The sequence below is a fragment of the Idiomarina aquatica genome (assembly GCF_003987185.1).
Lineage (GTDB): Bacteria > Pseudomonadota > Gammaproteobacteria > Enterobacterales > Alteromonadaceae > Idiomarina > Idiomarina aquatica.
Map to the genome: position 1 here is coordinate 56,444 of NZ_PIPS01000003.1, position 13,141 is coordinate 69,584.

The following is a 13,141-nucleotide window of genomic DNA, read 5'->3' on the forward strand; positions in this document are numbered from 1 at the left end:
CAGGGTGATGCGATGACCTCAAAATCCGTTTCAACGACCGCTCGTAAATCCTTTATTCTTGACACCAACATCCTTCTGCACGACCCACTCGCCTTTCTTAATTTTGACGAACACAATGTCATCATTCCGATGGTGGTGCTGGAAGAACTCGATAACATAAAAGATCGCCACAAGGATGTGAGCCGTGAAGCGCGGGTAGCCATTCGCTCACTTGAGGAAGTGTTAAAAGAGGCAAGCCCGGAACAAATCATCGACGGTGTGCCGTTAACCCGAGTGCAGGGTGATCATCAGGCCAATGGCACCTTAGCCATTTTTCCGGATTACGAACTGGAACAGAACGATTCGGTGTTGTCGTTAAAAGAAAACGATCACCGCATTATTCAGGCGGCACTGGAGATTCAGCGCAAGCAGTCGCCAGCGGCGGTGGTGCTGGTGACCAAAGACATCAATATGCGCCTTAAGGCCAAAGGTGCGGGAATGCGGTTTGTCGAAGATTACCGCACCGACCAACTGATCGATGATATTCGGCTGTTGAGCAAAGGCTTTTATCAGTTCAGTGGCGACTTCTGGCAGCAGGTCAAGGAAGTATCAACACAACAGGAAGGGCGTGATGCTTATCATACCGTGTCCCGGGATGTGTTGCCGCAGGTGTTTCATAATGAATACATCATCGATGAAACCCATACCTTTGCCAGTCGTGTCGATAGCTATGACGATAAAACGGTCACCTTGCAGGATCTTGGCTATGAACGCATGATGGCCTACGATGCGTGGGGCGTCCGCCCTAAAAACATCTACCAGGCAATGGCATTGCATGCACTGCTTGATACGCATATGGATATGGTGGTACTGACCGGACCGGCGGGGTCCGGTAAAACCCTATTGGCGTTATCGGCTGCGTTGGAAATGGTGGTCGAGCAGGGCATCTACGAGAAAATCATTGTCACCCGCAATACGCCGGAAATTGCTGAATCCATTGGCTTCTTACCGGGCACGGAGGAAGAGAAAATGGCGCCCTGGCTGGCGGCCATTACGGATTCATTGGAAGTGCTGCATCGCCATGACGAAAGCATGGACTCAAGTCTGAATTACATCATGAATAAAGCGAACATCCAGTTTAAGTCGCTTAACTTTATGCGGGGACGGAGCATTCAAAATGCGGTGGTAATTCTGGATGAAGCGCAAAACCTGACCGCATCCCAGTTAAAAACATTGATCACGCGGTGCGGTGAGAACACCAAGTTGGTGGTTTCCGGCAACCTGGCGCAAATCGACAGTTATTATCTTACAGCGGTTACGTCAGGCCTAACCTACATTGTGGAGCGCTTTAAAGATTATCCCGGCAGTGCAACGATTAACCTGAATGGCGTAGTTCGCAGTAAATTGGCTCAGTTCGCGGAAGAGCATTTATAGCGTTAACCGCCACTTAACGGGACAACGACGTACTGACCGCTGTCGATGTAAAATTGGCTTTGCGCTGAGATGTTGCCGGCAGGCATGATGGCCGGGCCGGCAACTTCCACCAATACCAGCTTCGTACCACCGTCCTCAATGGTCGCATCGGCCGCTGTGCTGGCCATACTGATGGCAAACAACGCGTGTCCGGGCAAGTAAACAATCGCCATTTTCGCTTGTGGAATGATCGGCTTGAGTAGGGCCGCCATCAATCCTGCTTTGCTGTCGCAATCGCCCTGATTGTAGTAGAGCACTTGATTGGGCGGCAAATAACCGTCACCGCGATTATTGATGCCGTCCTCTTGGGCGTCATAAGGAATGGCCTGGATAAACTGAGCAATATAATCGGTATAGCTACGGCGGCTGTTATCGCGCAGCGCATGGCCGATTTGTTCGATCAACGGGTTAAACAGGCTTTGTTGCTGAGCGGCTATCTGAACCGCATCAGGAATGATTCCCTGTTCACCGGACGGTAAACGTAAGTAACGATAATAGTTAGCGCTTAGATAGTCTTGCCACTGTTGTTGATAATAACTGCGGACTCGCTGAGCTTGTTGCTGGTACTGTTGTTGCAAGTGTTGTTGGCGAGTTTCTTTTACCGCAATGGAAAGCTGCTGCTGACGTGGCGACAGGGTGACTTCTACGCCTCGATAGTTTTGTTGTTTAATAAACCGAGTTAGTTGTTGGTAAAGCTCTCGATTGGCTCTTTTTAAATTGTAGTTACGAAAGCGTTGAAAGGAATTTAAGAATGGCTGACGGTCGGAACTGAAGCTCAGTGAGCGAGAAGTGCCAGTAGCTTCCTGCCACTGGTAAGAAAACTGCAACTGTTGATCTTGCTGTGTGCGTTCAAAGGACTGTTGCTGAGAAAAAGCCGGAAGTGACGTTAGTGTGATCAACAACAACACGCCAGCAAACCCAATGTTTTGATGATGCAACCGGCGGCCGTTCATTGTTTCTCGTCAGAACTTCATTTCGGTGATGGGATTCTCTTCAAACTTAAGATCCACTTGGTATTCTACGCCGCCAGCACGGACAAAGAAGTACGTCTTATCGCGTTTAAATAACTCTTGCAGAGTGATAATTTTTACGCCCGGACGTCGCTCTGGTCCCCAATCGGACATTTCTACGCCAAAACGTGTAACCAGTATGTTTTTATAGCGATCATTAGTGATGAGTAACAATTTCTTGTTCTCATCTTTCAGCATGATGGTATTGCCGGTTACAGTGTAAGGTTCTTCGTTACCGAACACGAGCTTGCTCCTATCGAAAGACAAAATCAGAATGAATGCTTAATCGAGCATGAGTTAACGTTGCAACTATAACGAATTATTAAAGATTAACCAATACAGCGTCAACGAAACTATCGCAAGTGTTAATCGCTGAGCGAGCTCATGTAATCTTCAACGATCAGTAGGGCGGCCTGACTGTCGACTTTTCCTTTACTGAGGTTTCGGTAACCGCCGTCGCTGAACAGTTGTTCACGAGCAGCGGTTGAGGTTAGACGTTCATCCTGAAAAACAACCTTCACGCCAAAGCGTCCATGTATTCGGTTGCCAAACTTGCGGGCTCGCTGGGTAAGTGCTTGTTCGCTGCCATCCATGTTTAACGGCAACCCAACCACCACCTGCTCGGGCTGCCATTCTTTTAACAGTTGCTCCAGTTGGTTCCAGTCAGGAACTCCGTCACGGGCTTTTAAGGCCGCCAATGGGGATGCCGTTGCAGTAATGGTTTGTCCAACTGCAACGCCGATGCTTTTGGTGCCAAAATCAAAGCCCAGTAAGGTCATGCGTGACCAACGTCCGGACCAAGTTGCCAAACATCAAAGCCCAGTTTTTCGGTGGCTTTCTGCCAGCGCTCTGCAACGGGCGTATTAAATAGAATGTCCGGGTCTGCAGGAATCGACAGCCATGCGTTTTCGGCGAGCTCTTTTTCCAGTTGTCCGGCTTCCCAGCCGGCGTAACCGAGCGTCAATAAAAATTTCAGTGGCGCCGCAGATGAGCCGAGCGCTTCTAAAATATCGCGCGACGTAGTCACCATAATATCGTCACTGAGCTTTAAACTGCTGCGCCAGTTATCCTGCGGTGGATGGATAACAAAGCCGCGCTCCTGGCCGACAGGACCACCGGTAAAAACCGGACCCGTCAGCTGCTCGGAGGTTTGTGGATAAACGATTTCAAGCTTATCCAACAAGCTGTTGACCTTGAGGTTCGCGGGTTGATTGATGATTAAACCCATCGCACCGTCTTCGTTATGCTCGCAGATATAGGTTACGCTGCGCTTGAACAACGGATCGTCCATTGTCGGCGTGGCTATCAAAAAATGATTCTGTAAGCTTTCCATCGGTGACTCCTTAACAATCGATACCTTAGATATCGGTGCGATGGTGCAAAATTCAATGTTGCTGCGATAACTTTTTGTCAATTGCGGCAAACAATTTGGCGGCAATATTGATGTCGTAAGCGGCCTCTATTTCGCGCATACAGGTCGGGCTGGTTACGTTAATCTCCGTGACTTTATCACCAATCACATCCAGACCTACTAAGAGTAGTCCGCGTCGACTAAGTTCCGGACCGATGGCGTTGGCAATAGCCCAGTCTGAATCTGATAACGGCTGGGCGCGGCCACTGCCGCCGGCCGCTAAGTTACCCCGGGTTTCGCCCGCCGAAGGCACGCGAGCCAGCGCATAAGGCATCGGTTCGCCGTCAATGATAAGGATGCGTTTGTCACCATCCTTAATGGCCGGTAAGTACTTCTGTGCCATGGCGTAGCGGCGGCCCTTCTGTGTCAATGTTTCGATAATGACGCCTAAATTGGCACCATCCGCACCGACTTTGAAAATGGACGCGCCACCCATGCCATCGAGGGGTTTCATGATCACTTCCTGGTGCTGCTTATGAAATGCCTTTAACACCTCTGCGTTAGCACTGACGATGGTATCGGTGGTAAATTCCGCAAACCAGCTGGTATAAAGCTTTTCGTTACAGTCACGTAAACTTTGAGGCTTGTTGACGACAAGCGCACCGTCACGCTCCGCCAGCTCCAAAATCTGGGTGGCATACAGGAATTCGCTGTCAAACGGCGGATCTTTGCGCATCATAATGACATCGAAGTCGCCCAATGCCCGCTTTTCATCCTCGCCGAGCTGATAAAAATCACTGCTGCGATCGGTAACATGAACGGTTCGGGTAAGCGCAAACGGTTGGCCGTTATCGATTAACAGGTCGCCCATTTCGATGTAATAACATTGATATCCCTGTGCTTGAGCCTCAAGCAACAATCGAAAACTGGTGTCTTTGTGCGTTTTGACCTCGGCGATGGGATCCATCACCATAGCAAGCGTTTTCATGCCTTATCCTTTTTGACTGTGTTTAGGCGAGGTCGCCGATTTGATACTGCAGTACACTCAGCGCAGTCAAAGCAGCGGTTTCGGTGCGTAGTATACGCGGCCCCAAACGTATCGGTTTAAATTCATGATGGGCAGCCTGAGTCACCTCTTGGTCGCTAAAGCCGCCTTCCGGGCCGATGATCAATACCGCTGAAGTCATCGTTCTGCCCGCAATAAGTTCCGTTAACGGCGCCGGTGCATAGGGGTCGAGCGTCAACTTCAATTGCCCTTCGACCTGGGCAACAAAGGTTTCCATAGCCTGTGCCGGGTGCACGGTGGGAACCACACTGCGGCCACATTGTTCACAGGCAGAGATAACCACTTTTTGCCACTGCTGGCGTTTCTTTTCAAGTCGCTCGCCGGATAATTTAACACCGCAGCGCTCACTAAAAAGCGGAGTAATTTCAGTGACGCCGAGCTCGACCGATTTCTGTAACGCAAAATCCATGCGGTCGCCACGGGAAATGACTTGTCCTAAGTGCACCTGCAACGGCGACTCCGTTGGGTTCTCGGTTTTCTGAATCGGGCGGGCGCTGGCGTTGCGTTTGCTCACTTCGGTGAGTTCGGCTTGATACTCAAAGCCGTCACCATTAAACAGACAAACCGTTTGTCCGCTACTCATCCGTAATGCCTTCACGCTGTGCTGAAAGGCATCGGCCGATAACCCGACCTCGACGCCGATAGCCAAAGCGTCAGGGTGATACAGTCTTGGCAGTCTCATTGACATTTCTCATAACGAAGTGGACTTTTAGACGTCCAGAAGTAGAAAAATAATTGTTGATCGGTTACATTACCGTTTTAGTACTAGTAGCTTTAATCAAAATAAAGGAATGGTAGACATATGTCACGTCACCTGTTCACGTCCGAGTCAGTTTCTGAGGGACATCCGGATAAAATTGCCGACCAGATTTCTGATGCGGTGCTTGATGCCATTTTAACAGATGACCCGCGCGCTCGGGTTGCCTGTGAGACTTATGTAAAAACCGGTATGGTACTGGTGGGCGGTGAAATTTCAACGAACGCCTGGGTTGATATTGAAGAACTGACCCGTAATACCATCAAAGACGTTGGTTATGTGCATTCAGACATGGGTTTTGATGCCAATTCTTGTGCCGTACTCAATGCGATTGGTAAACAAAGTATGGACATCAACCAAGGGGTTGATCGAGAGCATCCTGAACAGCAGGGGGCCGGCGACCAGGGTCTGATGTTTGGTTATGCGTCGAATGAAACCTCGGTGTTGATGCCGGCGCCAATTACCTACGCACACCGCGTGGTGCAACGTCAGTCAGAGGTGCGCAAGAACGGTACCCTGCCGTGGTTACGTCCGGATGCGAAAAGCCAGCTGACGTTTGTCTATGAAAACGGAAAACCGGTCGGCATCGATACCGTGGTACTGTCGACCCAACACCGCGAAGATATTACCCAGGATCAGTTGAAAGAAGCTGTGATGGAAGAGATCCTAAAGCCGGTGCTGCCACAGCAGTGGATTACCAAAGACACCAAGTTTCATATCAACCCGACCGGTCGCTTCGTGATTGGCGGCCCGATGGGTGATTGTGGCTTGACCGGCCGTAAAATCATTGTTGATACCTACGGCGGCATGGCACGCCACGGTGGCGGTGCGTTCTCCGGTAAGGATCCGTCGAAAGTAGACCGCAGTGCCGCTTATGCCGCACGTTATGTGGCGAAGAACCTGGTCGCAGCCGGTCTGGCTGAACGCTGTGAAATTCAGGTTTCGTATGCCATCGGCGTGGCCGAGCCGACCTCAATCAGCATCGACACCTTCGGCACCTCTAAGTACGATGAGGAAACGCTGATTGCGCTGGTTCGCCGGCACTTTGATCTACGCCCTTACGGCCTCATTCAAATGCTCAACTTAGAACAGCCGATATACCGTAAAACTGCGGCTTACGGCCACTTTGGTCGCGATGAATTCCCGTGGGAACAGACCGACAAAGCGGAGATTCTTAAAGCCGATATCTAACCGCACCGGCGGCTAGAAAATACGCATTAAATTTGCTTGTAACCCCCGAAATGTGGAGAATACGCGCATCTGAATTCGCATCTCACCGTTTGGGGGTTTTTCATGTCTGACCGTCGTCATCTCGCCAATGCTATTCGTGCTCTAAGTATGGATGCTGTACAAAAAGCCAAGTCTGGCCATCCCGGAGCGCCCATGGGCATGGCGGATATTGCCGAAGTGTTGTGGCGTGATTATCTAAAACACAACCCGAATAATCCGCATTGGGCTGACCGCGATCGTTTCGTCCTGTCGAACGGGCATGGTTCAATGCTCATATACTCGCTCCTGCACTTAAGCGGTTACGACCTCAGTATTGATGATCTTAAGCAATTCCGCCAACTGCATTCGAAGACGCCGGGCCATCCGGAATACGGTTATACACCCGGTATCGAAACTACCACCGGACCGCTGGGGCAGGGTATTGCTAATGCCATCGGTATGGCTCTGGCAGAAAAAGTGCTGGCGGCCCAGTTTAACCGTGAAGGTCATCAAATCATTAACCACCACACCTACGCGTTTCTCGGTGATGGCTGCCTGATGGAAGGTATTTCGCATGAAGCGTGCTCGCTGGCGGGGACGCTGGGACTGGGTAAGCTGATCGCGTTTTACGACGACAACGGCATCTCCATTGACGGTGAAGTTGAAGGCTGGTTTACCGATGACACCGCGAAGCGTTTTGAATCCTATAACTGGCACGTTATTCGTGATGTTGATGGGCATGATGCCGGCGCCATCAGTGATGCCATTGAGCAGGCGCAGGCAAATCAGGATCAGCCGACCCTGATCATCTGCAAAACCGTGATTGGTTTTGGCTCACCAAACAAACAGGGCAAAGAGAGCTGTCACGGCGCGCCACTGGGCGATGATGAAATTACAGCGACTCGTGAAAAACTGGGTTGGAACTACGGGCCGTTCGAAATTCCGGCCGATGTCTATCAGCAATGGTCAGCAAAAGACCGCGGTGACGCTGTTGAAGCTAGCTGGAACAAACGCTGGGTTGCTTACGAACAGGAATTCCCGCAACTGGCGGCGGAATTGAAGCGCCGTCTCAATGGTGAGTTGCCGACGGACTTCGAGCAACAGGTTGTCGATTACGCCAAACGGTTACAGGCGAACCCGGATAACCCTGCGACACGTAAAGCCTCGCTGAATGCGTTAAACGAATTTGGTCCAAAGCTGGGTGAACTGTTGGGCGGTTCTGCCGATCTGGCAGGCTCGAACCTAACCCTTTGGGATGGAGCGAAAGGCATCGATGCGAACGACGCTAGTGGTAACTACGTGTACTACGGTGTGCGCGAATTTGCGATGTCAGCGATCATGAATGGGATTACTTTGCACGGCGGTTTTAAAGCCTATGGCGCCACCTTCCTGATGTTCATGGAATACGCCCGTAATGCTGTGCGGATGGCGGCGTTGATGAAACAGCCAGCGATTTTCGTTTATACCCACGACTCGATCGGTTTAGGCGAAGACGGGCCGACTCACCAGCCGGTGGAACAGCTAGCCAACTTGCGCTTAACGCCAAACCTGAATTGCTGGCGCCCGTGTGACGCAGTGGAAACGGCAGTAGCCTGGGGTGCAGCGATTCAAAGTACGACCACACCTAGTGCACTGGTGTTCAGCCGTCAGGGTATGCCGCAACAGCAACGTGATGAGCAACAACTGCAGAATATTGCCAAAGGTGGTTATGTCCTGAAAGACTGCGAGGGTACGCCGGAACTGATCGCTATTGCGACCGGTTCAGAAGTGGATATTGCGGTGCAGGCGGCCGCCAAACTGACGGAGCAGGGCCACAAAGTACGAGTTGTGTCGATGCCCAGTACGGATGTGTTTGAACAACAGTCGGCAGAATATCGTGAACAGGTGCTCCCTGCGGCGGTTAGCAAACGTATCGCGATTGAAGCGGGTATCGCCGATTACTGGTACAAATACGTTGGCTTAAATGGCGCGGTGGTCGGTATGACCACCTTTGGTGAGTCGGCGCCAGCGGCTGAGCTTTATCAGCACTTTAACATCACTGTTGAAAACACCGTGGCTCAGGCCAACGCGTTGCTGGGTTAAGTTGTGTCGATTCGAGTCGCTATCAACGGATTTGGACGGATTGGACGGAGCTGTTTGCGGGCATTGTACGAAAACAATTACCGCGAACACTTCCAGGTGGTGCTGATTAATGAACCGGCGCCGGCCGCGTCAATGGCGCACTTGCTGAAGTATGACTCGAGTCATGGCCGTTTTAAGTTTGCGGTGCAGCAAGCGGGCGAGCAACTGACGGTTGCCAAGGATGATATTGCGGTTACCCACGAAACCAGCATAGAAGCGGTCGACTGGGCGGCGCACGCCGTTGATATTGTTATCGATTGTACCGGTGTGTTTGGTAGCCAGGCTGACGGCCAGCGCTATCTGAAGCAGGGCGTTAAGCGCGTCCTGTTTTCTCATCCGGGACAGCCGGATGTCGACTTTACTGCCATTTACGGCATCAATCACCAACAGCTAAGCCGTGAACATCGGGTTATCTCCAATGGTTCCTGTACCACAAACTGTATCGTTCCCATCATCAACATCATCGATAATGCGTTTGGTATTGATTCAGGCGCGGTAACAACCATTCATTCGGCGATGCATGATCAGCAGGTGATTGACGCGTACCACCCGGATTTACGCCGAACCCGAGCTGCAGGGCGCTCCATCATTCCGGTGGATACTAAGCTGGCGCGAGGAATCGAGCGTATTTTGCCGCATTTACAAGGGCGTTTTGAAGCGATTGCGGTGCGCGTGCCGACCACCAATGTGACAGCGATGGATCTAAGCGTTACCTTAAATAATGATGCATCATTGGATGACGTAAACGCGGTGATAAAAGAGGCGGCCGCAAATGAACTCAATGGGATCGTGGACTATACCGAAGAGCCATTAGTCTCTATCGATTTCAATCATGATCCCCATTCCAGCATTGTTGACGGCACCCAGACTCGCGTCAGCCATAAACGGTTAGTGAAGCTACTGTGTTGGTGTGACAACGAATGGGGTTTTGCAAACCGGTTACTCGATACCACACGCGTTATCATCAACACGCTGTAGCGCCGTGAAGGCTAACAATCGAAATCATTGAAAAGAGGAAAAACCATGTCTGTATTAGCGATGGCGGATTTGGAATTAAACGGCAAGCGCGTCTTAATTCGGGAAGATCTGAACGTGCCGATAAAAGACGGCAAAGTGGCTTCTGACGCTCGTCTGCGTGCGGCGTTGCCGACCATTAAGCTGGCTCTGGAAAAAGGTGCCGCGGTCATGCTGATGTCACACCTGGGGCGACCGACCGAAGGACAATTTGATGCTGAGTTTTCGCTGGCGCCGGTTGTCGATTATTTGAACGATGCACTGGATGTGCCGGTACGGTTAGAAAATGATTATTTAGACGGTACCGATGCTGCCGCCGGCGAAGTGGTGGTATTTGAAAATGTCCGCTTTAATGTGGGCGAAAAAAGCAATGACGATGAGCTGGCTAAGAAACTGGCGGCACTGTGTGATGTCTACGTTATGGATGCATTTGGCACAGCTCACCGGGCTCAGGCGTCAACCCATGGTGTGGCGAAGTTCGCGCCCGTTGCTTGTGCCGGTCCTCTGCTGGTAAATGAACTCGAGGCATTGGGTAAAGCGCTGGATAATCCGAAACGACCACTGGTGGCGATCGTCGGTGGCTCGAAAGTATCGACCAAACTTACGGTATTGGAATCGTTGTCCAATGTGGTTGATCAATTGATCGTCGGTGGCGGTATTGCCAACACCTTTATCGCGGCTGCAGGTCATTCCGTGGGTAAATCGCTCTACGAACCTGACCTGATTCCGGAAGCAAAACGCTTGATGCAGCAGGCACAGCAACGCAATGCGGAAATTCCATTACCAACGGATGTGGTAACCGGTAAAGAATTCAGTGCCGATACCCGTGCTGAAACCAAGCCGGTAAATGAAGTCGAGGACGACGATATGATTTTCGATGTCGGCCCGGACACCGCACAAATGCTGGCGGAAAAGCTGAAAAATGCAGGCACTATCGTGTGGAACGGCCCAGTAGGTGTGTTTGAATTTGATGCATTTAGCCATGGTACTGAAGTGATGGCTAATGCGATCGCCGACAGCGAGGCGTTTTCGATTGCCGGTGGCGGCGACACCTTGGCGGCGATTGACCAATACGGTATCGCTGATAAGATGAGTTATATCTCTACCGGCGGCGGTGCCTTCCTTGAGTTTCTCGAGGGTAAAAAGCTGCCCGCGGTCGACATTTTAGAACAGCGCGCAAAAGACGCATAATCGGAACAACAAATTAAGGAGTTACATTATGGCCCTCGTGTCACTACGACAGTTACTGGACCACGCCGCGGAGAACGGCTACGGTATTCCAGCGTTTAACGTCAACAACCTGGAACAAATGCGCGCGATTATGCAGGCGGCGGAAAAAGTGAACAGCCCAGTGATTGTGCAAGCCTCTGCTGGTGCTCGTAAATACGCTGGCGCGCCGTTTCTGCGCCACTTAATGCAAGCGGCTACCGAAGAGTGGCCGGATATTCCAGTGGTTGTGCATCAGGATCACGGCACCTCACCGGCCGTTTGTCAGCGTTCGATTCAGTTAGGTTTCACCTCGGTGATGATGGACGGTTCGCTGCGCGAAGACGGTAAAACCCCGGCCGATTACGATTATAACGTGCGCGTCACTCAGCAAGCGGTTGCTATGGCGCACGCCTGTGGTGTATCGGTCGAAGGTGAACTGGGTTGTCTGGGATCGCTGGAAACCGGCGAAGCCGGTGAAGAAGACGGTGTTGGTGCTGAAGGCAAATTGTCACACGATCAATTACTGACCGATCCGGAAGAAGCGGCAGAATTCGTTCAGGCAACACAAGTGGATGCGCTGGCGATCGCGTGTGGCACCTCACACGGTGCGTACAAGTTTACTCGTCCACCAACCGGTGACATCCTTGCGATTGACCGCATCAAGGAAATTAACCGTCGTATTCCAAACACTCACTTGGTCATGCACGGTTCTTCTTCAGTACCACAGGACTGGTTGGCGGTCATCAATGAATTTGGCGGTGAAATTCCGGAAACCTATGGTGTACCGGTAGAACAAATTCAGGAAGGCATTAAAAACGGTGTGCGCAAAGTGAACATCGATACCGACTTACGCTTGGCCAGCACGGGTGCGATTCGACGTCACCTGGCGGAGAACCCGTCGAACTTCGACCCGCGTAAATTCCTGGCTGCGGCCACTGACGCGATGCAGGAAATTTGTGAAGCACGTTTCCTGGCATTTGGTTGTGAAGGTCAGGCTAGCAAAATCAAGCCTATTTCTCTTGAGGAAATGTTCAAGAAATATGAACGTGGGGATTTGAAGGCTGTTGTAAAGTAACGTAAACTTTGCTTAATTAAATCGAAAATTGAGTCGCATGGGATAGAAAATTGTCCATCCTGTGCGGCTCGTATAAAAATGTAAGTCGAGGTATACGTGCGCTTATCCGTTATTTTTGCCAGTTTAATGTTGCCCCTATCCGCATCAGCACAAACCTTTATGTTTGACGATGCCGAGGATATGGATACAAATACCGTTGAAGAATGGGAGGCAAGCGCAGAGTTTGGCCTGTTATTCACCACAGGTAACACCAAGACCGAGAGTTTAAAAGGCAAATTAAACGTTTCTCGCGACTACAAAAAGTGGCGTCATAAAGGCATTATCGATTACTACACGGCCGAGCAGGAAGACCAGTCGACGGGCCAAACCTCAGAGACTGCAGACAGCCTGTTTATTTCCGCGCAGAGTAACTATAAATTTGCGCCTGAAAGTAAGTCGTCAATGTTTCTGTTTGGTTCCTACGAAGAAGATGAATACAGTGGTTATGAATATCAGAGCACTGTGGCTTTAGGTTATGGCGCCCGCTATCGCTACAGCGAAGCGGTTTATGCGGACTATGAAATTGGTCCGGGTTATGCGCGTTATAAGCCGATTGTTGACGGCGTACCGCAGGAGTCAGAAGGCTCTGCAATCCTCCGTTTGGCGGGTAACGCTCATTGGAAAATTTCTGAAACTTCCAAGTTCAATGCGCTGGTTTCGTCGGAAATTGGTGAAGACAACACCAAAAGCCGTGCTGAGCTGTCGGTGTCATCAAACTTGAACAGCTCGCTGGCAATGAAAGTGTCCTTCTCAGCAACGCATAACTCAGAAGTTGCTAACGAGACCATTGAAAATCTTGATACGGAAACCGCAGTGACTTTGGTTTATAGCTTTTAGA

Annotated in this window: 13 protein-coding genes; 7 read left to right on the forward strand and 6 right to left on the reverse strand. The window is 50.9% G+C overall.

Annotated features, from left to right (window positions below; genetic code table 11):
* The first annotated feature begins 12 nt into the window (after positions 1 to 12).
* The gene (locus CWE23_RS09765) at positions 13 to 1,413 is read left to right on the forward strand and encodes a PhoH family protein (protein ID WP_105307289.1); all 1,401 of its coding nucleotides are present in this window, start codon (positions 13 to 15) and stop codon (positions 1,411 to 1,413) included.
* A 2-nt stretch (positions 1,414 to 1,415) separates the two neighbouring features.
* Here CWE23_RS09765 and CWE23_RS09770 read toward each other — a convergent pair whose 3' ends face one another.
* The 6 genes from CWE23_RS09770 to CWE23_RS09795 form a co-directional block, all read right to left on the reverse strand.
* A complete protein-coding gene (locus CWE23_RS09770; protein ID WP_126820140.1) occupies positions 1,416 to 2,405 on the reverse strand; it encodes a transglutaminase-like domain-containing protein in 990 nt (329 codons plus the stop codon).
* Between the two features lie 9 nt (positions 2,406 to 2,414).
* On the reverse strand, positions 2,415 to 2,705 hold the full coding sequence (locus CWE23_RS09775) for a hypothetical protein (protein WP_105307287.1): 291 nt from the start codon (positions 2,703 to 2,705) through the stop codon (positions 2,415 to 2,417).
* Positions 2,706 to 2,827: 122 nt separating this feature from the next.
* Positions 2,828 to 3,241 (reverse strand): Holliday junction resolvase RuvX, encoded by a 414-nt coding sequence (gene ruvX, locus CWE23_RS09780; protein ID WP_126820284.1) that lies wholly within the window; start codon positions 3,239 to 3,241, stop codon positions 2,828 to 2,830.
* Entirely contained in the window at positions 3,238 to 3,795 is a 558-nt protein-coding gene (locus CWE23_RS09785) for a YqgE/AlgH family protein (RefSeq protein ID WP_105307285.1), read from the reverse strand. The genes ruvX and CWE23_RS09785 overlap by 4 nt, the downstream gene beginning before the upstream one ends.
* A 52-nt stretch (positions 3,796 to 3,847) precedes the next feature.
* Positions 3,848 to 4,801: a glutathione synthase gene (gene gshB, locus CWE23_RS09790; protein ID WP_105307284.1), complete on the reverse strand. Its 954-nt coding sequence runs from the start codon at positions 4,799 to 4,801 to the stop codon at positions 3,848 to 3,850.
* Between the two features lie 22 nt (positions 4,802 to 4,823).
* Positions 4,824 to 5,561: a 16S rRNA (uracil(1498)-N(3))-methyltransferase gene (locus CWE23_RS09795; protein WP_126820141.1), complete on the reverse strand. Its 738-nt coding sequence runs from the start codon at positions 5,559 to 5,561 to the stop codon at positions 4,824 to 4,826.
* A 120-nt stretch (positions 5,562 to 5,681) separates the two neighbouring features.
* Here CWE23_RS09795 and metK point away from each other — a divergent pair, with 120 nt between their 5' ends.
* The 6 genes from metK (at position 5,682) to CWE23_RS09825 (ending at position 13,140) form a co-directional block, all read left to right on the forward strand.
* Positions 5,682 to 6,827, forward strand: coding sequence for a methionine adenosyltransferase (gene metK, locus CWE23_RS09800; protein WP_105307282.1), 1,146 nt, complete (start codon positions 5,682 to 5,684; stop codon positions 6,825 to 6,827).
* A 102-nt stretch (positions 6,828 to 6,929) separates the two neighbouring features.
* Positions 6,930 to 8,927 (forward strand): transketolase, encoded by a 1,998-nt coding sequence (tkt, locus tag CWE23_RS09805; RefSeq protein WP_105307281.1) that lies wholly within the window; start codon positions 6,930 to 6,932, stop codon positions 8,925 to 8,927.
* 3 nt (positions 8,928 to 8,930) lie between these two features.
* Complete coding sequence (gene epd / locus CWE23_RS09810) at positions 8,931 to 9,944, forward strand: erythrose-4-phosphate dehydrogenase (protein ID WP_126820142.1); 1,014 nt, start codon at positions 8,931 to 8,933, stop codon at positions 9,942 to 9,944.
* 45 nt (positions 9,945 to 9,989) lie between these two features.
* Complete coding sequence (locus tag CWE23_RS09815) at positions 9,990 to 11,171, forward strand: phosphoglycerate kinase (protein WP_105307279.1); 1,182 nt, start codon at positions 9,990 to 9,992, stop codon at positions 11,169 to 11,171.
* 28 nt (positions 11,172 to 11,199) lie between these two features.
* The gene (gene fba / locus CWE23_RS09820) at positions 11,200 to 12,264 is read left to right on the forward strand and encodes a class II fructose-bisphosphate aldolase (RefSeq protein ID WP_126820143.1); all 1,065 of its coding nucleotides are present in this window, start codon (positions 11,200 to 11,202) and stop codon (positions 12,262 to 12,264) included.
* Between the two features lie 96 nt (positions 12,265 to 12,360).
* Positions 12,361 to 13,140, forward strand: a complete 780-nt coding sequence (locus CWE23_RS09825) for a DUF481 domain-containing protein (RefSeq protein ID WP_241970612.1) — start codon at positions 12,361 to 12,363, stop codon at positions 13,138 to 13,140.
* Position 13,141: the final 1 nt, after the last annotated feature.

What these genes read in the sequence shown, in the direction of transcription:
- CWE23_RS09765 (WP_105307289.1), top strand. Translation starts at nt 13, where the DNA reads ATGACCTCAAAATCCGTTTCAACGACCGCTCGTAAATCCTTTATTCTT.
- metK (WP_105307282.1), top strand. Translation starts at nt 5,682, where the DNA reads ATGTCACGTCACCTGTTCACGTCCGAGTCAGTTTCTGAGGGACATCCG.
- CWE23_RS09785 (WP_105307285.1), bottom strand. Translation starts at nt 3,795, where the DNA reads ATGGAAAGCTTACAGAATCATTTTTTGATAGCCACGCCGACAATGGAC.
- CWE23_RS09795 (WP_126820141.1), bottom strand. Translation starts at nt 5,561, where the DNA reads ATGAGACTGCCAAGACTGTATCACCCTGACGCTTTGGCTATCGGCGTC.
- gshB (WP_105307284.1), bottom strand. Translation starts at nt 4,801, where the DNA reads ATGAAAACGCTTGCTATGGTGATGGATCCCATCGCCGAGGTCAAAACG.
- CWE23_RS09815 (WP_105307279.1), top strand. Translation starts at nt 9,990, where the DNA reads ATGTCTGTATTAGCGATGGCGGATTTGGAATTAAACGGCAAGCGCGTC.
- CWE23_RS09770 (WP_126820140.1), bottom strand. Translation starts at nt 2,405, where the DNA reads ATGAACGGCCGCCGGTTGCATCATCAAAACATTGGGTTTGCTGGCGTG.
- tkt (WP_105307281.1), top strand. Translation starts at nt 6,930, where the DNA reads ATGTCTGACCGTCGTCATCTCGCCAATGCTATTCGTGCTCTAAGTATG.
- ruvX (WP_126820284.1), bottom strand. Translation starts at nt 3,241, where the DNA reads ATGACCTTACTGGGCTTTGATTTTGGCACCAAAAGCATCGGCGTTGCA.
- fba (WP_126820143.1), top strand. Translation starts at nt 11,200, where the DNA reads ATGGCCCTCGTGTCACTACGACAGTTACTGGACCACGCCGCGGAGAAC.